15 protein-coding genes are annotated in these 17,963 nt (G+C 65.8%); 5 read left to right on the top strand and 10 right to left on the bottom strand.

The window, feature by feature from the left end; translation table 11 throughout:
- Both Q0K12_RS04145 and Q0K12_RS04150 read right to left on the bottom strand, forming a co-directional pair.
- Positions 1-1,799: hypothetical protein (locus tag Q0K12_RS04145; RefSeq protein ID WP_297260510.1), on the bottom strand; the 1,799-nt coding region annotated here is incomplete at its 3' end.
- A 183-nt stretch (positions 1,800-1,982) separates the two neighbouring features.
- Positions 1,983-2,375, bottom strand: coding sequence for a cytochrome c3 family protein (locus Q0K12_RS04150; RefSeq protein ID WP_297260511.1), 393 nt, complete (start codon positions 2,373-2,375; stop codon positions 1,983-1,985).
- 232 nt (positions 2,376-2,607) lie between these two features.
- On the opposite strand from Q0K12_RS04150, the gene Q0K12_RS04155 reads away from it, so the two are divergent.
- The 4 genes from Q0K12_RS04155 (at position 2,608) to wecB (ending at position 8,589) form a co-directional block, all read left to right on the top strand.
- The gene (locus Q0K12_RS04155; protein WP_297260512.1) at positions 2,608-3,642 is read left to right on the top strand and encodes a UDP-N-acetylglucosamine 2-epimerase; all 1,035 of its coding nucleotides are present in this window, start codon (positions 2,608-2,610) and stop codon (positions 3,640-3,642) included.
- Between the two features lie 130 nt (positions 3,643-3,772).
- Positions 3,773-4,900 carry a glycosyltransferase family A protein gene (locus tag Q0K12_RS04160; protein ID WP_297260513.1) on the top strand — a complete coding sequence of 376 codons (1,128 nt, stop codon included), beginning with the start codon at positions 3,773-3,775 and terminating at the stop codon, positions 4,898-4,900.
- Positions 4,901-4,941: 41 nt separating this feature from the next.
- Complete coding sequence (locus Q0K12_RS04165) at positions 4,942-7,152, top strand: hypothetical protein (RefSeq protein ID WP_297260514.1); 2,211 nt, start codon at positions 4,942-4,944, stop codon at positions 7,150-7,152.
- 351 nt (positions 7,153-7,503) lie between these two features.
- Positions 7,504-8,589 carry a UDP-N-acetylglucosamine 2-epimerase (non-hydrolyzing) gene (wecB, locus tag Q0K12_RS04170; protein WP_297260515.1) on the top strand — a complete coding sequence of 362 codons (1,086 nt, stop codon included), beginning with the start codon at positions 7,504-7,506 and terminating at the stop codon, positions 8,587-8,589.
- Positions 8,590-8,847: 258 nt separating this feature from the next.
- Here wecB and Q0K12_RS04175 read toward each other — a convergent pair whose 3' ends face one another.
- Positions 8,848-9,828 (bottom strand): hypothetical protein, encoded by a 981-nt coding sequence (locus Q0K12_RS04175; protein WP_297260516.1) that lies wholly within the window; start codon positions 9,826-9,828, stop codon positions 8,848-8,850.
- A gap of 144 nt (positions 9,829-9,972) precedes the next feature.
- Here Q0K12_RS04175 and Q0K12_RS04180 point away from each other — a divergent pair, with 144 nt between their 5' ends.
- Complete coding sequence (locus tag Q0K12_RS04180) at positions 9,973-10,284, top strand: hypothetical protein (RefSeq protein ID WP_297260517.1); 312 nt, start codon at positions 9,973-9,975, stop codon at positions 10,282-10,284.
- 152 nt (positions 10,285-10,436) lie between these two features.
- Here Q0K12_RS04180 and Q0K12_RS12430 read toward each other — a convergent pair whose 3' ends face one another.
- The 7 genes from Q0K12_RS12430 to dnaB form a co-directional block, all read right to left on the bottom strand.
- Entirely contained in the window at positions 10,437-11,900 is a 1,464-nt protein-coding gene (locus Q0K12_RS12430) for a methyl-accepting chemotaxis protein (protein WP_363315616.1), read from the bottom strand.
- A 513-nt stretch (positions 11,901-12,413) separates the two neighbouring features.
- Positions 12,414-13,688, bottom strand: coding sequence for a glutamate-1-semialdehyde 2,1-aminomutase (gene hemL / locus Q0K12_RS04195; RefSeq protein WP_297260518.1), 1,275 nt, complete (start codon positions 13,686-13,688; stop codon positions 12,414-12,416).
- Between the two features lie 9 nt (positions 13,689-13,697).
- Positions 13,698-14,174, bottom strand: coding sequence for a siroheme decarboxylase subunit beta (locus Q0K12_RS04200; RefSeq protein WP_297260519.1), 477 nt, complete (start codon positions 14,172-14,174; stop codon positions 13,698-13,700).
- A 113-nt stretch (positions 14,175-14,287) separates the two neighbouring features.
- Positions 14,288-14,842 carry a hypothetical protein gene (locus tag Q0K12_RS04205; protein WP_297260520.1) on the bottom strand — a complete coding sequence of 185 codons (555 nt, stop codon included), beginning with the start codon at positions 14,840-14,842 and terminating at the stop codon, positions 14,288-14,290.
- A gap of 112 nt (positions 14,843-14,954) precedes the next feature.
- On the bottom strand, positions 14,955-15,530 hold the full coding sequence (locus Q0K12_RS04210) for a YbhB/YbcL family Raf kinase inhibitor-like protein (RefSeq protein WP_297260521.1): 576 nt from the start codon (positions 15,528-15,530) through the stop codon (positions 14,955-14,957).
- Positions 15,531-15,597: 67 nt separating this feature from the next.
- On the bottom strand, positions 15,598-15,864 hold the full coding sequence (locus Q0K12_RS04215) for an RNA-binding protein (RefSeq protein WP_297227085.1): 267 nt from the start codon (positions 15,862-15,864) through the stop codon (positions 15,598-15,600).
- A 631-nt stretch (positions 15,865-16,495) separates the two neighbouring features.
- Complete coding sequence (gene dnaB / locus Q0K12_RS04220; protein WP_297260522.1) at positions 16,496-17,962, bottom strand: replicative DNA helicase; 1,467 nt, start codon at positions 17,960-17,962, stop codon at positions 16,496-16,498.
- Position 17,963 lies beyond the last annotated feature (1 nt).

Genomic DNA, 17,963 nt, shown 5'->3' on the forward strand with positions numbered 1-17,963 from the left:
GGCGTTTCGCCCAGCGCGGCGTCCAGATCCGCCAGCATGTCGTCGGCAGCGGACGCGGCAGCCGGTTCGGCGGCAGGTTCGGCCTTCGCAGCGGGCGCGGCGGGCGTCTCGCCCAGCGCAGCGTCCAGATCCGCCAGCATGTCGTCAGCAGCGGACGCGGCAGCCGGTTCGGCGGCAGGTTCGGCCTTCGCAGCGGGCGCGGCGGGCGTTTCGCCCAGCGCGGCGTCCAGATCCGCCAGCATGTCGTCGGCAGCGGACGCGGCGGCCGGTTCGGCCTCCGCAGCGGGCGCGGCGGGCGTTTCGCCCAGCGCGGCGTCCAGATCCGCCAGCATGTCGTCGGCAGCGGACGCGGCAGCAGGTTCGGCCTTCGCAGCGGGCGCGGCGGGCGTTTCGCCCAGCGCGGCGTCCAGATCCGCCAGCATGTCGTCCATTGCCGAGGTAGCGGCAGGCGCGCTCTTCTTTTCCAGCGCGGCAAGTTCTTCGCTGAACATATCGCCGACATCCGGCAGCGTATCCGCCGCTGCGGCAGGCCCGGCAGGAACGGCATCCAGCATGGCTGCCATCTCGTCCACGGACGGCGGCACGGGAGCCTTGGCCGGGGCGGGCGCGGCGGTCAGCAGGGCATCAAGATCGGTAGTGTCCGCGGCGGGGGCCTTCTGCGGAGCCGGGGCGGGCTTTCTGGCCGGGGCGGCCGGGGCCGAGCTCTTGCCTTTGGGGGCTGCGGGCGTCGCCGCATGCGGCGCAGGCTGCGCGGCCGGGCTGGGAGCGGGCTTGGCTGCGGGCCTGGGAGCGGGTTTCGCCGTCGGCTGTGCCGCCGGCTTGGGCGCAGGTTTCGGAGCCGGTTGTGCCGCCGGCTTGGGCGCGGGCTTCGCCGCCGGTCTCGGCGCCGCAGCCTTGGGTGCGGCCTTGGCCTGCGCGGACGGTGCGGCAGCCTTGGCAGGAACCGGCTGAGCTGCGGGCGCTTTGGGCGCAGCCTGTGGCGCAAGCGGGAGGTCCGTATCCGACGCCAGGAGATCGTCCAGGGCTTCCTCGGCCGATTTCCGCTCAGACGGCATCTCGACAGCATCGGCGGCAGGCGAAGCGGACGGCAGCACAGGATCGCCCATATCCGCCATGAGCGACGTCAGATCCGCATCCAGAGCGGCTTCGATGTCGTCATCCGGGGAAGGACGCCCGGAAGACGCAGGGACGCCGCCGCTCACATCGCGCAGAAGAGCTTCCATCTCATCGCCGGCGGAAGCCGCCGGGGACGGTGCAGCCGGTGCGGCAGGCGCGGCGCCGCCCACATCGCGCAGCAGATCCTCTATGCCCTCGCCGGCAGAGGCCGGCGGCGCGGGTTCGGGCTGGGCGGCCGGAGCGGCGGCCGGCGGCACTTTGACGCCCGCGGACGACAGGAGATCCTCCACCGCGCTGTCCAGCGCGGCCCCCTCTTCCACCGGGGCGGCCGTCGTCGTATGCGGCTGGCTGGGGATATCCAGATGGTTCAGCAGAGCGTCCACATCGTCTATGCCGGGCATGACGATCTTCTCGTTGGGATTTTCATCAGGGCCCTGCGAAGGGGCGTCCGGCCCGGAGAGACTGGGGGAGCGCAACTCCTCCACGGTTTCCGGCGCGCCCTGCCCCATTTGCTGCAGCAGGCTGTCGATGGCATCGCCTGACGCATGAGGAACGTCGTTGAGACTCTGCAACTGTTCGTCCAGACTGTCCTTTTCCGCGGAGGGACGGGAAGCCTGGGCGGAGGTTTCCCCCTCCTCGATGAGATCGGTCAGGTCAATGATTTCTTCGGTATCAGCCGTCATGGCAGCCTCGCGGGTTGGGACCTTATGGGTGAAGGAATTGTTCTCTATTGTAAAACGACAAAAAAGAATAGCAGTTTAGGGGGAAAAAGGCAAACAAGCACACATGGGGCCCGACAGCCCCCCGGCAGGAAAAAAAAAGCCGCGACAGCGTCGCGGCCTGAGAGCAAAGAAATGACGTCAGGACTACGGATGACACTTGGACTTGGCGCAGCCGGTGAGGTCCTTCTTGAGGTCGGGCTTTTCGGCCACGATCTTGTCATGGCACTGCAGACAGGTCTGGAACTTCGTATCCTTTTTGTTGTGCACGACGTAGTAAAGGCTCTTGGTGCCCTTTTTGCCCGCCAGATCATCATGGCAGCCGGCCGTGGCGCACTTGGCGAAGTTTTCCTTGCCGTCCACCGGATGGTGGCAGACCGTGCATTCAATGGCCTTGTGGGTGCTGTGGTTGAACTTCACGACCTTCTTGGGGTTGGATCCCACCATCTCCAGCCCGTCGGCGGGAACGGCAGGGGCGGCAAAAGCGGGCGCGGCCAGGGCCAGCGACAGCAGGGCAGCCGGGATCAGGGCGAACTTCATACGAACATCTCCTCGTTCAGATTGCATCACCAGCGGACGCCCGCACAGGAGCGCCCCACCAGAAAACTGGTTCGGACTTACCCTACGCTTCCGGCAGTATCGTGTCAATGCGCGGAGGCCACATGAGCATCTTGTCCGCTTCTTTCCGAAAACGGGGATGCCCGGCTTCCACTCTTGCCAGACAGCGGGACAATGCGCATACTTCCTCCTGTTTTCCCGGGAGAAGATCACCATGCACGTCGCCTTTTTTGCCGCCTCGCGTCCCCACTACCGCATGGCCGCCGCCATCGCCCGTCTGGCTGAAGCGCATGGCGCATGGCACAGCCTGCTCATCCATGCCCTGCCGCCGTCCGTGCTCTCCAGCCTTCCCGTCCAGGCCACGCCGCGCACCCTCCGGACTGAGCCGGCGGAAGACGCGCTCCGCAGCCTGCTGCGGACGGAGCGGCCCGATGCCCTGCTGGTCTTCGGCGGCGGCGAGGCGGCGTTGGCCGCAGGCCGGGCCGCCGTGGCGGAACAGGTGCCCCTCCTGCATCTGGAGGCGGGACAACGCCCCGCCGAAGCCGCCCTGCGGGCCAGTCACGAATTTTTGGACAGGGAGGCCCTCCTGCGCTGCTGCCTTGACGCGCGTCAGGCCCGCACCCTTGAAGAGGAAGGCATCGCCGAGGGCGTCTGCGTGGTGGGCGATGCCCTTTACGATCTGTTCCAGGAGGCTTGCTCCGGCCTTGATCCCGATGCCGCCCTGGCCCGCCATCAGCTGACGGGGGCCGCCTTCGCGCTGGCTTCGCTGGACGGCCTGTGGCTCGCGGCCGCCCCGGAGGAACGGCAGGCCGCCCTGCGCCAGCTTGCCGAGTGGGGCCGTCTGACGGATATGCGCATCCTGCTGCTCTCGGACATGCCGTCCCTGCCCGCGCCCGTGCCGGGCGTCCAGCGGTTGCCCGCCCTGCCGCCGCTGGAGACGCTCTCCCTCCTGTGCGCCTGCCGCTGCCTGCTGACCGATTCGGACAGTTTGCTGCGCGAGGCCTTCTATGCGGGCAAGCGCGCCCTCGTCCCCGCCTCCGCCCGGCCGGGCCAGCTTGCCCTGCCGCTGGAATGCGGCTGGCACAAGCCCGCGCCTCTGCACGATCCGGCAACCCTGGCCGAACTGACGGCCGCCCTGGCCGAGCCCTGTCCCCATCCCGGCCTGCCCGAGGGCAGCGGACGCGCCGTACGGCGCATGACGGCCGCCGTCATGGCCACTCTGGCCGACAGGGCGGACGGGCTGCTGTGACGTCCAACGGCCCCGACCCCGCTGGAAAATTTTACTTTCCGTGCCGGGGCAAGTCTGCTACCCATAGCCGTGAAACGCGTTTTTGTCCGGCAGATCCGGCCGGACGCAGCCCATTCTCCGGGGGAGAGCCGTGATCTCGCAGCAACCTTGTGTCTCCGTCGTCATTCCCGCCTACAACTACGCCCGCTTCCTGCCCATTGCCGTCCAGAGCGCCCAGCAGCAGCGGGGGACGGACTTTTCCGTGGAAGTCATCGTGGTGGATGACGGCTCCACCGACGATACCGCCGAAGTGGCGGCGAGCCTGCCGGGCATCCGCTACATCCATCAGGAAAATCAGGGCTTGTCCGCCGCCCGGAACACGGGCATGCAGGCGGCGCGAGGCGACTTCCTGCTGTTCCTGGATGCCGACGATCTGCTGGCGCCCCAGGTCATCGCCACCCACCTGGCCGCCCTTGCCCGTCATCCTGACTGGTCGGTCAGCATCAGCCTCTGCCTGCAGCTCTTCGAGGACCATTCCCAGCCCAATTCCGTCTGGCCGCTGTTTGCCGACCATATCGACGTCCACATGTGCAATGCCAACGTCTCGCCGGTGCACACCTACATGATCCGCACCGAGGCGGCCCGGTCCGTGGGGCTTTTCGACACGAGCCTGAAGGCTTGCGAGGATCAGGACTTCTGGCTGCGCTGCCTCTTTGCCGGGCACCGCTTCGGCATCAATCCCGACGGACTGGTCATTTACCGGCGGCATGGCGAGAGCATGACCGCCAATGTGGTGCGGCAATATATCCATGACGCGGCCATGCATTTTCGCATCGGCAACGGGCTGGATACGGCGAAGGACTTCCCCCCTTCGGGCAAGTTCGCCGGCTGGCTGGCCCACGCCATGGGCTGTCTGGCCTGCGCCACGGTCGTCGGGCACATCACCGCGCCCCTGAGCCACCGTCTGTTCCGGGAATTCCTGCGCTCCGTGGAGCAGGCGGTCAACCTCGAGGCCACGCGCAGCTGCCAGGCCGACATGGCCGCCATCCAGCTTTTCTATGCCTCGTGGCTGCTCATCAAGCGGCGTGAAGCCCTTGCCGTCGTGCCGTCCGATCTGCGGCAGGACGTCATCCGGGCCGTCGACGAGGTGCATGCCCTCTTCCCCGGCATCCAGGACGACGACAGCCTGCTGCCCAGCGTCGAAAGCCTGAACAAGCGGCTTATCGTCGATCCCGACGTCATGCTGCGTACGGCGCACCGCTATCTGCGCCGCCGCTGAACCCACCTTCAAGAACCCTGCTGCCCGAACCGGGAGGTCACATGCGCATCCTCTGTCTGGCTGTCCTGCTGAACACCCTGCCCCAGCTGCTCAAGAAGTTCGACGCGGAAGTCCGCCGCCTGCGCGAGCTGGAGCCGGATACCCACGGCTTCGTGCTCGGCCCGGGCACGCCGCAGGAGATGCGGGGATACAGCTTCCGCTGCCTGTGCCGTCCCTTTGACCGCGCCACCTACATGAACGCCGCCCAGGCGCTGGCCGAGAGCCTGCGCCCGGACATCATCTTTTTCCGCTATCCCTGCGCCACACGCCAGTTGCTGCGCTTCATGCGCGCCGCGCCGCCGGTCATCTTCGAACACAACACCATCGAGGAAACGGAGCTGCTCCATCAGGAGCTGGTCAACGAGCGTCTGTGGGGCAGCGCCTCACTCTCGTATGCGGCCGGTTTCTGCGGCGTGACGGACGAGATCAACCGTTACGAGCTCTCGCGCATCGATCATCCCGCCCCCACCTTCATCATGGGCAACGGCATCGAACCGGAGTCCGTCCCCGCGCTGGATTTCCATGCCCCGCAGGATGCCGTCCATATGCTGAGCGCCGCGCATTTTTCCCAGTGGCACGCGCTGGAACGGCTGCTGGCGGGCATGGCCCGCTATCAGGGCGAGGCACGTTTCGTGCTGCACCTCGCGGGCGAAGGGCCGGAGCTGGAAAAATACCGGATCATCGCCCGGCAGCTGCAGCTCGGGGATGCCGTGCGCTTCCACGGGCAGCTCGATCAGGAGGCGCTCCGGCAGCTTGCCGCCTCCTGCCATGTGGGCGTGGGCTCGCTGGGACATCACCGCATCCACATGATCCAGTACGCGGCCCTCAAGCACCGTGAGTACTGCCTGCAGGGGCTGCCTTTCTTTTTCAGCGGCAACGATGTGGACTTCATGCCGTTGCCGCCCTTTGTCGCCGCCATGCCCGCCGACGAAAGCCCCGTGGATATGGACAAGGTGCTCCGTCTGGCCCGGCTGTCGGAAGAACAGCCGGACGTCCACCGGCAGATGCGGCAGTACGCCGAGGATCATTGCTCCTGGCAGAGCAAGATGCGGCGTCTGCATGCCTTCATGGGCGAAGTGCTCACCGCCCGCAACGGTTCCCTGCCGCCGCAGCGCCCCACGCTTGAGGTGGAAGGCCCCGCGCCCGCCACGGTGCGCCCCCTGCTGACCCTGTCCGCGTCCGACGCCCCTTCCGCCGAGGCCCTGACCGCCGGTCTGCACAGCCTGCTGCGCCAACAGTATCGCGGCGGCGTCACCCTTTGCCGGGATGTGGCCGCCGCCGGTCCGGCGGACTGGCTCGATCAGGTCCGGCGCACATGGGAAGAGATCAGCCCCGCCTATGCGGACGCCCCCGCCCTGCTGACCCTGCCGCAGGCGGGAGAGGCCGGTCCTTGCGCCAGCTGGAATGCGGCGGCCGAGGCTCCGGGCGCTGACGGATACGCGCCCCAGTGGCTGCTGCCCCTGCTGGCCGGGGACGTGCTGCGCGAAGATATGCTGGAAGCGCCGCAGCAGGCCGTGCGCCATCAGCCGGAAATAAGCTGCATCAGCGCGCGCACCAGCGGCCCGGACGGCCAGCCGTGGAAGCCCCGCGGCTTCCAGACGCTGAAACTGGGCCGGGAAGAGGCGGAGGCCTGCCTGCTCGTCCGCCGTTTCCTCTGGCAGGCGGTGGGCGGCATGCGGGACTGCCAGCCCCTGGGCCTCACGGACTGGCTGTTCTGGCTGGGCTGTCTGGAAGAAGGCGCTCTCCGCCGCAGCCTGCCCCGCGCGGGCATCGTGCGCGCCGTGCCCGCGCCGCAGCCGCTGGCCGAGGCCGAAGAGATGGAAGCCCTTTCCCAGATGGTCATCCGGCGCACGAGCGTCTTCCCGGCCAGTTCCGTCATCAAGGCGCATGAGATCCTTGCCGGCACGGCGGCTCTGCGCTCGCCCGAGGCGTCCGATCTGGCCGCTCTTGAGAGCCGCTGGCCCGAAGAGGCGGGTTGGTTCGCCCTGTACCGCGGCCTGCTGCATGAAGGCGCGGGCCGCCTGCCCGAAGCCCTGCTGCACTACCGGCTCGCCGCGCAACATAACGAACTGGACTGGCAGCCGTGGCTGCGCATGGCCCACCTCCATGCTCGTCTCGGCCAGCGGGCACGGGTGGCGGACGATGCGCGCCGGGCCCTGGAGCTGCGCGCCGGCCTGGAGGAGTTCCTGCCCGCGGGAGCCTGCGGACGCTGACCTCTGCCTGGACGGCTCCGCCGTCCTTGCGGCGGGCGCGCCTCATCCGCACATGGCCGCGACAGGACAGCGCGGGCGTCCCGGCCCAAGCCCGGCGGGGAAGCAGCGTTTTTCCCGCGAAACGACAGGTCGTATGGTTGGCGTCGCACAGCGTTGCAAACGGAAAAAGTTCTCTGCCCTCCCCCCGGCCGGAGAAGACGCTCAGGCCCTGCTGACGCTCCGCATCGCCGGAGGGGAGATGTGGGGAACGGTCTTCCCGCGACGCCACGGAGCATGTCGGGCAAGAGTCATAGCACCAGAACTTGTGGCAAGGTCCACACCAACACGCCCTCACGCATGGAGGCATCCTCAGTGAAGAAGATCATTTCCTTTATCGGCGCTCGCCCGCAGTTCATCAAGGAAGCCCTCCTGGGGCGGCGCGTGCGTGAGCGCAAGGCCTGGGAGCATGTGCTCGTGCACTCGGGCCAGCATTACGATCTCCGTATGTCGGACATCTTCTTCCAGGAGCTCGGCATCCCCCAGCCGGCCTACCATCTGGGCGTCGGCTCCGGATCGCATGCGGCCATGACGGCACAGACCATGCTGGCGCTGGAATCCGTGCTCGTGCAGGAAAAGCCCGATGCCCTGCTGGTCTACGGCGATACCAATACCACGCTTGCGGGAGCTCTGGTCGCCTGCAAGATGGACATCCCCGTGATCCATGTGGAAGCCGGCATCCGCATGCTGCCCGAGAATATGCCGGAAGAGATCAACCGCCGCATCGTGGACCGCGTATCGTCCGTCCTCTGCTGCTGTTCGGAGGTCGCACGGCAAAATATCACGCGTGAGGGCATCAGCAGGGGCGTCTTCGTCACTGGCGACATCATGTACGACATCTTTCTGCAGATGCGGCCCCTGTTCCCCGCGGATGACATGCTGAAAAATCTGGCTGTGCGACGCTCCGGATATGTCGTGGTGACGATGCACCGCAATTACAATGTGGACTGCAAGGAGCGGCTGGAAGCGGTGCTTGCGGGGTTGGAGGCCATCGCCCAGTCCGGCCTTGAGGTCTTGTTCCCCGTCCACCCGCGCACCAGGAAGCGCATGCAGGAATTCGCGCTCGAACATGTGGCGCCCCATGTCCGCTGCCTTGACCCGCTGGGCTATCTCGAGCTCATGGCGCTTGTGGAGAATGCGTCCTTCGTGATCACGGATTCAGGCGGCTTGCAGAAAGAAAGCTATTACGCAGGCAAGAGGGCCATCGTGATCATGCCGGATTCCGGCTGGCGTGAACTGGTGGATACCGGCTGGAACACGCTTTGCGCCCCGGATGCGCAGGAGCTGCAAAAGGCCGTGGCCGGGCTGGATCTGACCGTCCGCCCGCCCGCGGACGTTTACGGCAGCGGGAACGCCGCCGACGCCATCATCGAGGCCGTCGCGGCGACACTCTCCATCTGACGACGGCGCATCGTGGGCCGGGCGGCGCTGTGCCGCCGCCTCGCGTTCCACCTTTTTCAAAGGCAAAAGGCTCTACAAGCACTGAGGAAGGATGGCGAGGATGCCTTTTCCCGCTCTGCCGCGAAAAGACCGGGCCTCCCGCGCCGACGGCGATCGAAAGACGCCCGCAGGCCGTGCCTCACACAAAAAAGGCCGGCGGCCTCTGCGCACAACAGGAAGGACGCGCGCTCCGGCACGGCCCCACGGGCTACCCTCCCCTCAGAGAGCCTTGCCGCTCTTGCGGCGCAGCCAGTCCACATAGGTGGGGAAGTGCCGCTTGAGCAGGTCGAGCGCGTTGTTTTCGGCCAGCAGATAGCGCCGCCGCGTCACCTTGCCCGTGCCCACCCAGTGCTTCAGATAGTCCGCCACCGGGAAGTGGCGGGCATGGAAGCCGTGGGCGTACATGGCGCGGAACCACTCCACGCCGATATCCAGACAGATGGGCCCGCACTGGCGGTAAGCGCCGGGCGGCAGGGCCGCACCGAACGGCAAGGTCAGGGGCCGGGTGCGCTCCAGATCGAGCAGGCAGGCCCATTCGTTGATGCGGCATTCCGGCAGCGGCCAGGGCTGCCGGTCAAAAATGCCTGTGAAGCCTTCGGGATAGGGGCGCACGAAGATGCCCCGCTCCCCGGCCAGCGCGTAGAGCGCGCACAACTGTTCGTAGCTCGGGCGGAAATCCTCCTGCCTGCCCGGCCCGCAGGGCGGCAGACCAAAAAGCTCCTGCATGAGATCGGCGCGGGAGGCCGGGCAGTTCCAGCACTGGCCCAGATGGCCAATGGCAAAGGCCTCCCCGCGCGCCGCCAGCATGGCCCCCAGGATATCCTTTTGCACAAAGACGTCATTGTGCATGAGGAAGAGCAAACGCGCCTTGCTGTGCTCAAAGGCATACTGATAGCGGATGCCGTAGCGGTAGGCGGGATCATGCAGGCGCTGCATGTCGGCGGCGTTGAGATCGAGCCAGTACTCCGGCTGGAAGACGCGGCAGCGTTCCGCCCCCAGCTGCTCGGTCAGCCAGGCGGCAATGAGGTAGGGGCTGACCACGTCATGCTCCGAGCCGTAGGGCTCGAACTGCAAATAGATGGAGCCCACATGCGGCCCGCTGGCCCGCAGCAGGGACAGCAGGGACAAGGCGGTCTGATAGGGCTTGGCGAAAATGTTGACGGCCACGTCCACACGGACGGCACTGTCGGCTGACGGCATGGCATCCTCTCTCTTTTTTCTGCTTGTAGCGGCTTGCGGCGGACGGCACAAGCCCTGCCGCCGGGCTTTCCGCCCCGTGCCTTGACGCGCCTTGCCGCCGGGCGCTATAGTCTGCCGTCATTTTCGGGACGCAAAGGAGGGGGCATGATTTCTCCGCAAACCATTTTTGTCAATTCCAACGGCCTGCATGAAGGTACCGTCGTGGTGGACAATGACTATTTCGATCTCTCGGGCATGATCCACGGGGACGTCTACCTGAAAAACGATTCCACCTTCATCGTGCGCGGCATGGTGGTAGGAAATGTGCATGTGGACGCCACCTCCCGCATGTTCGTGGCCGGGACCGTCAAGGGTACCATCTACAACAAGGGCGATGTGGAGATAGCCGGCGTGCTCGACGGCGAAATGATGAACATCGTTTCCTCGGTCGCGCCGTCCCAGACGGGCGAGGCCTAGGGCCTGTTGCCTTTGAAAAGGCATGATACGGGGCGGCGGCACAGCGCCGTGCGGCCTGACGTCAGAACGAAAAAAGCGTCCGCGCAAGCGGACGCTTTTTTCGTTTCGTGAGATCTCCCGGGACAGGCCCGGGCGCGGCACACAGGCGCGCGTCAGCTCTTGATCTCGCCCACCAGCTTTTCCAGCGCGGAGGACTGGCTCGCCAGCTCCGTCACCGCGCGGGCCGCTTCCTGCATGGCCTGGGCCGTACTGCCCGCGATGCCGTTCACTTCCGCGATGGAACGGTTGATCTCCTCGCTGGTGGAGGATTGTTCCTCGGCGGCGGTGGCGATGGTGCGCACCTGGTCGGCCGTGATGTCCGCCATGTGCACGATCTCCTGCAGGGCCTCGCCCGACTGGTTGACCAGCAGAGTGGCGTCCTCGATGGCCTTGGCGGCGATGTCCACCTGCGCGATGCTCTTTTCCGTGCTTTTCTGGATATCCACGATGGCCTTGTCCACCTCCGCGGTGGAAGCCATGGTCTTTTCGGCCAGCTTGCGCACCTCGTCGGCCACCACGGCAAAGCCGCGTCCGGCCTCGCCCGCACGGGCCGCCTCGATGGCCGCATTGAGCGCCAGCAGGTTGGTCTGATCCGCGATGTCGGAGATGACGCCCATGATCTGGGTGATGGCCTGGGCGCTTTTGCCCAGCAGACTCATGTCCGTCTTGAGCGTGAGCGCCTGCTGCCGGACGATCTCGATGCCGTCGATGGCCTTCTGCACCACCTTTTCGCCGTCTTCGGCCTTGTTGCGCGTCGAGGCGGAGGCATCCGACGCCTGTCCGGCATTCTTGGCCACTTCCAGCACCGTGGAGTTCATCTCTTCCATGGCCGTGGCGGTCTCCGTCGCCCGTTCCGCCTGCTGGGCCGCGCCCTGCTCGGACTGGGCGATGTATTCCGACAGATGCTGCGCCGCCGAGGACAAGGTCCTGGCCATGGATTCCAGATGCGCGGCCGTGGCGAAGATGCGGGCCTTCTGCTCTTCCACGTTCTGGATATCGACGAGCGAACCGCAGGCGCGTACGGCCTTGCCGGTCTTGTCCCGCGTCACGCCGCCCGTGGCCCGGAACCAGCGGTAGGATTCATCCCGCATGCGCAGGCGGTAGGCGACATCGTAGCGATCGGTCTTGCCGGCCAGGGCTTCGCCAAAGACGGCAAAAGTCTTGTCCTTGTCTTCAGGATGCAGACGATCGGTCCAGGACGTGACGAGATCGGGGAATTCCTCCACCTTGGAAAAGCCCAGGAGGCGGCGGAACTCCGCCGACCAGGTCCAGTGGCTGCGCGGGGACATGGGATCGCCATCCTCGGCCAGCACCACGTCCCAGAGGCCCACGCCGGCGGCGGTGCTCCAGAGCTGGAGGATCTCCTCCCGCTGATGGTTCTCGTGGATATCGACGAGCGAGCCGCAGGCGCGCACGGCCTTGCCGCTGCCGTCACGCTGCACGCCGCCCGTGGCCCGGAACCAGCGGTAGGATTCGTCGCGCATGCGCAGGCGGTAGACGACGTCGTAACGGTCGGTCTTGCCGGACAGCGCATCGCCAAAAACGGCGAAGGTACGCCCCTTGTCGTCGGGGTGCAGGCGGTCGCTCTAGGAACCGACCACATCGGGGAACTCAGCCTTGCTGGTGAAGCCCAGAAGGCGATGGAATTCCGCCGACCAGGTCCAGTGGCTTCTGGGCGACAGCGGATCGGCGTTATACAGTTCCACGTCCCACAGGCCGACTCCCGCCGCGGAACTCCAAAGATCTACCAGCCGGGCATTATGCCGTATTTTCTGGAAAAAATTCATGTCTTCCGTCCTGTCTCTGAGTACAAAACCTGCCTCCCGCCTCCGCGGTCATGTCCGCCGGACGGGTCGTTTTTGGAAAAAACTCGTCGCCGTATGATGGCGGCTGAAGCAGGCTTCTAAATGTTTATCGTACGTTGTGCGAGAATGATTAGCGGCGGCGGGCAGGAAGCAAAATTAAATTTACATTTTTTTCGCACAATAACGCAGCATCAGCAGACACGGGATCGGAGACCCGGCGAAAGCCGCACCGTGGAGCGGGCAGCGGCAGAACAAAGGGGGGCTTTCGCCCCCCTTACGCCGTACTCAGAAGCGCACAGCGCGTGCCGCCTCCAGCGCCTTGTTGAAGTCGTCGTCCGTATGGGCAAAGGAGACCATGCCGGTCTCGAAGCCGGAAGGCGCCAGATTGATGCCCTGCTCCCGCATCTGCTTGTAGAAGGCGGTAAAGAGCTTCTGATCGCACTTCTGCGCATCGGCGAAATTGCGTACCGGCGTCTCCGTGAAATAGGGACAGAACATGGAGGCGATGGTGGGCATCTGGATGGGCACGCCCTTGGCGGCCAGAATGGCGGCCAGCTCCCCGGCAAAGGCCGCGGTGCGGGCTTCCAGCGCGGCATAGTCCTGCCGGCGCAGTTCGCGCAGGGTGGCCATGCCCGCCGCCATGGCCAGCGGATTGCCGGAAAGCGTACCGGCCTGATAGACTTCGCCGCGCGGCGCCACATGTTCCATGTAGGCCCGGCGTCCGCCGAAGGCCCCCACCGGCAGGCCGCCGCCGATGATCTTGCCGAAGGTGGTGAGATCCGCCTCGATGCCGAAACGGGCCTGCGCCCCGCCGAAGGCCACGCGGAAGCCGGTGATGACCTCGTCGAAGATGAGCAGGCTGCCGTGAGCGCTGGTCAGCTCGCGCAGGCCTTCCAGGAAGCCCGGCAGGGGCAGCACGAGCCCCATGTTGGCCGCCACCGGTTCCACGATGACCGCCGCGATGTCCTTGCCGTGGGCGGCGAAGAGCTCGCGCACGGCCTCCAGGTCGTTATAGGGCGCAAGCAGGGTATCGCCCACCACGGCGGCGGGCACGCCGGGCGTGCCGGGGATGGCGAAGGTCGCCACGCCGGAGCCGGCCGCGGCCAGGAAGGGATCGGCATGCCCGTGGTAGCAGCCGATGAACTTGACCACCTTGTCCCGCCCGGTCACGCCGCGCGCCAGCCGCAGGGCGCTCATGGTGGCCTCGGTGCCGGAATTGACCATACGCACCATGTCCAGGGTGGGCATGTCGGCCACCACTTCCTCGGCCAGGACGACCTCGTCCGGGCAGGGCGCGCCGTAGCTCGTGCCGCGTCCGGCGGCTTCGCGCACGGCGGCGGTCACGGCGGGATGGTCATGCCCGAGGATCATGGGCCCCCACGAGAGCACGAAGTCCACATAGTCGTTGCCGTCCACGTCGCGGATATGGCAGCCGTGGGCCTCGGCGATGAAGAGCGGCAGGCTGTCCACGTTATGGCAGGCCCGGACCGGGCTGTTGACCCCGCCGGGGATGACGGCGCTGGCCCTGTCGAAAAGCTGGCTGGAGGTGCTGTTGTCCATTGCGGCTCCTTAAAAATAGGTCATGGAGATTTTTTTCAGTTCCCGCAGGCTCCGCAGCACGGCATACGGGCCGAGGGGAGCCGCGGCGGCAAGATCCCGCACCACGTCAAGGCATTCCTGCTCGCTGCGGCCGTGGATCATGGTATAGAAGGTATAGGGCCAGTCCTCCGCCGGGCTGGGGCGGTAGTAGGAATGGGAGATGTGCGGATTCCGCGCCGCCGCCTTGCCGCAGGCGTCCACCTTGTCGGCATCCACCTGCCAGGCCACCATGGCGTTGTGGTTCCAGCCGGTCTTCTGATGCTTGATGCTCGCGCCGAAGCGGCGGATGGCTCCGCATTCCCGCAGTTCCCGCAAAAGGGCAAGCACCTCCTCCTCGCTGCTGCCGGTCTGGGCGGCCATATCGGCGTAGGGCGTGAGGCTGTCGGGCAGATCGGCCTGCGCGATGCGCAGGATGGCGCGTTCGGTTTCGCTGAAGGTGCGACTCATGCTGCCTCCCTGGCAAAAGGACATCCGGGAGGCCTTGCCTCTCCAGACGCGAAACGCCGCGCCGGTCGTCATGCTCCGGCGCGGCCTTTACGGTTTCGTCTTCTCCCGCCGGTCTAGCGGCTGAAGGAGCGGGTAAAGAGTTCCTGGATGGCCTGCCGCCCGTTGGCTTCAAGGAAGCGGGTGCCGGTGGCCGCAAAGTGCGCGTGGTCGATGACCGGATCCTTCACTTCGGTCCAGACGTCCTTTTCCCACGCGAACCAGGCATCCCGGGGCTGGTCGAAGACCAGCAGCGGCTTGTTGCAGATCTTGGCGAACTCCGCCCCCCAGCCGGTGCCGCCCTTGACGGTGTCGTCCGGCTGGATGGCGCCCACCACAATGACCTGGTTACCGCTGCTCACCTGCCAGCAGATGGACTGCAGCACCTTGCGGAACAGGGGGGCGCGGGTATACTCACGGTTCATCAGCTTGGAAACATAGGTCAGGCTCACGTCCTTGAGGGCCAGCTCTTCGCTGGTCAGCACGCGCACGCCGCGCTTGCGTTCCATCTGATGGCCTTCAAAGCTGTAGTTGACTTCTTCGATGCCCCAGCTTTCGGCCAGTGCCCCGAAAAACTGCTCGGTTCCGGCAGCGCCGCCGCTGTAAAGCACACATTGTTTGGGATCGAGCATATCGCCTCCTGCTGTTTGAATCCCTTGCGGACAATGATGTCGTTGCATCATGGCAGAAAAGCGCTCTGACGGCAAGGCGTCGCCGCCGCGAGCCGCTCCCCTGCCGCCGCACTCAACGACCGTAGGTCACGGTCAGGCTGGCGCTGCCGAGCACCTTGCCGTAGCGGGAGAATCCGGCCATGGCGGGCAGGGTCTGCGGGGTCACGCCGATGTCGGCCGTATCCAGCGCGTAGACCGTCACCACATAGCGGTGGGGCTTGTCGCCGGGCGGCGGGCAGGCCCCGCCGTAGCCGGGCGTGCCGAAGTCGGTGACGGATTCCACCGCGCCGGCGGGCAGGCTCTTGCCGGCGCTGGCGTTGAGCTTGAGGCTGCGCACGCCGGCCGGGATGTTGGAAACGACCCAGTGCCACCAGCCGCTGCCCGTGGGCGCGTCCGGATCATAGACCGTCACGGCAAAGCTCTTGGTGCCCTTGGGCGGATCGCTCCAGACCAGTTCCGGCGAAATGTTCTTTCCCGTGCAACCGAAGGCGTTGAAGACCTGTTCCGTCCCCATGACGCCGCCGTCCTTGAGTTGCGGACTGGTCAGGGTGAAGGACTTTTCCGCGGCGGAGGGGGCCGCGCAGAACAGAGAAAGGGAGAGTGCCGCGCCGGCGGCGCAGGCAAAGAGGGTACGCGTGCCGAATTTCATAGTATATCACTCTGTTTAGGGTGGCTGAAAAACCCCGAAGACGGGGCTTCGGGGCAGTCCTTACGCCTTAGTAGCGGGGCGGACGGGGGGCGCGGGGTTTGGCTTCGTTGACGCGAAGCGTACGCCCACCAAAGTTCTGGTTGTCCAGAGCTTCAATGGCGGCCTCGGCGGCAGCGTCATCCATTTCGACGAAGCCGAAGCCGCGGGCGCGGCCGGTTTCGCGGTCATTGACAAGCTTCACGGAATGCACGTTGCCGTATTCGGCGAAGAGGTCGCGAACCTGCTCTTCGGTAGACGACCAGGGAAGGTTCCCCACATAGATGGACTTGGACATGAAAAAAAACCCTCTCAAAAATGCAGTCTTGCCGCGCGCTCTCTCCCATCAAACCTCTTGTCAGCACGCGACTGTTGATATGACAAAAGCATGCTTTCTGCGCCTTGTCAACGCACAAGACAAAAACTGCAGCGCGTAAAGCGGCTTGCAAAAACATCCCTGCGGCCTTTCTGGCTGGATATGCAAAATGAGTGCCATTTTGTTACTTTGTGAAACGTTGATTTTCCAACGGGATGACCCCACAAAGTGATTGTGCGCACAAACGGGATAACGGCGCAGGCCGGGCAGGCAATTCCTGCAGGCGATCCGGCAGCAGGGGCATCAGCGACGGGCATGCTTGCCTGTCGCCGAACCATTTCCTTTCGACCGTTGGGCGTAAGCTGGCATGTTGGAGCGTTTTGCCTTTGAAAAAGGCGGACGCGAGGCGGCGGCACGGCGCAGCACCGCCGAAACCAGCCGGAACGACCGCGTTTTTTCCACAAAACGCCAGGCCGTATGGTTGGCAACGCAACGCGTTCCAAACGGGAAATGCTCTTTGCCTGTCCGCGCTTTTCCTCGTGCGGTTGCCGCGTTGCGTGCGACAACTTCCAACGCACGCATGAGGAACGGGGAAGACGTGTGGGAGCAATATTTAGCCGGCACTCTCGGACGGCGCGGGCACCCAGTCCGGGGCCAGATCCTCAAAGGCCGTATAGGGAGAGACGTACATGAGCTCGGCAACGCCCACCGGGCCGTTGCGCTGCTTGCCGATGATGATCTCCGCCACGCCCTTGGGGGGGCGGTCGGCCGGTTTGGTGTAGCGGTAGACGTCATCCCGGTAGACGAACATGATGACGTCGGCATCCTGCTCGATGGCCCCCGACTCGCGCAGGTCCGAGAGCATGGGGCGCTTGTCGCTGCGCTCTTCCACCTTGCGGTTGAGCTGGGAGAGCGCCACCACCGGCACGTCCATCTCCTTGGCCAGCCCCTTGAGCGAGCGCGATATCTCCGAGATCTCCAGTTCGCGCGAGTCCACCCGCCGTCCGGCTCGCATGAGCTGCAGATAGTCCACCACCACGAGGCCGAGGCCCTTCTCGCTCTTGAGCCGGCGGGCGCGGGAACGCAGCTCCAGCGTGGAGAGCGCGGGCGTGTCGTCGATATAGATGGGCGCGGCGGAGATGGTGTCCGCCGCCTGGGACAGATGGGCCCACTCGGCGTCGGTCAGCAGGGCCGGCCGCCGCATCTTGGACACGTCCACCTTGCCCTGCACGGCGAGCATACGCTGCACGAGCTGCTCCTTGCTCATTTCCAGCGAAAAGACGGCCACCGGGATGTTCTGCCGGATGGCGGCATGCAGGGCCATGCACATGGCAAAGGCGGTCTTGCCCATACTGGGCCGGGCCGCCACGATGATGAGGTCGGACTTTTGCAGCCCCGCCGTCAGCTTGTCCAGACGCGTATAGCCGGTGGTGACGCCGGTGATGAGATCCTGCGTACCGGCCATGCGCGAGAGGTTGTCGAACACCCGGGCCACCAGTTCGGCGGAGTCCGAGAAGTCCCGCCCCGTGGTACGCTGCGAGATGGCGAAGACCGCCTGCTCCGATTCGTCCAGCAGGCTGCCCACATCGCGCGAGGCGTCGTAGCAGTTGCCGATGATGCCGGAACAGGCCGTAATGAGGCTGCGCTGCAGAGCCTTGTCCCGCACGATGCCGGCATAGTATTCGGCATTGGCGCCGGACACCACGGCCTGCGCCAGCTCGCCCAGGTAGACGGCCCCGCCCGCCTCTTCCAGCGAACCGCGGGAACGGAGCTGTTCGGCCAGCGTCACCAGATCGATGGGCGCGCTCTTGCGGTAGAGGTCAAGGATGGCGGCAAAGATCGCCGTATGCGCGGGCAGGTAGAAATCTTCGGCCGAAAGCATGTCCACGATGACATGCAGCGCGTCGGGCCGCATGAGCACGCCGCTGAGCACGGCCTGTTCGGCCTCGGCGCTGTGCGGCGGCACGCGGCGCAGCAGGTCCGCCTCGGCGTTGCGACTGTTCCCTGCCCGCCCGGAAAAGGAACCGCCGCCCCCGGCTCGGGGACCGGAGGCGGCGTTATTGTCGGAAAGTGTGGCCATA

The sequence above is a fragment of the uncultured Desulfovibrio sp. genome (assembly GCF_944324525.1).
Lineage (GTDB): Bacteria > Desulfobacterota > Desulfovibrionia > Desulfovibrionales > Desulfovibrionaceae > Desulfovibrio.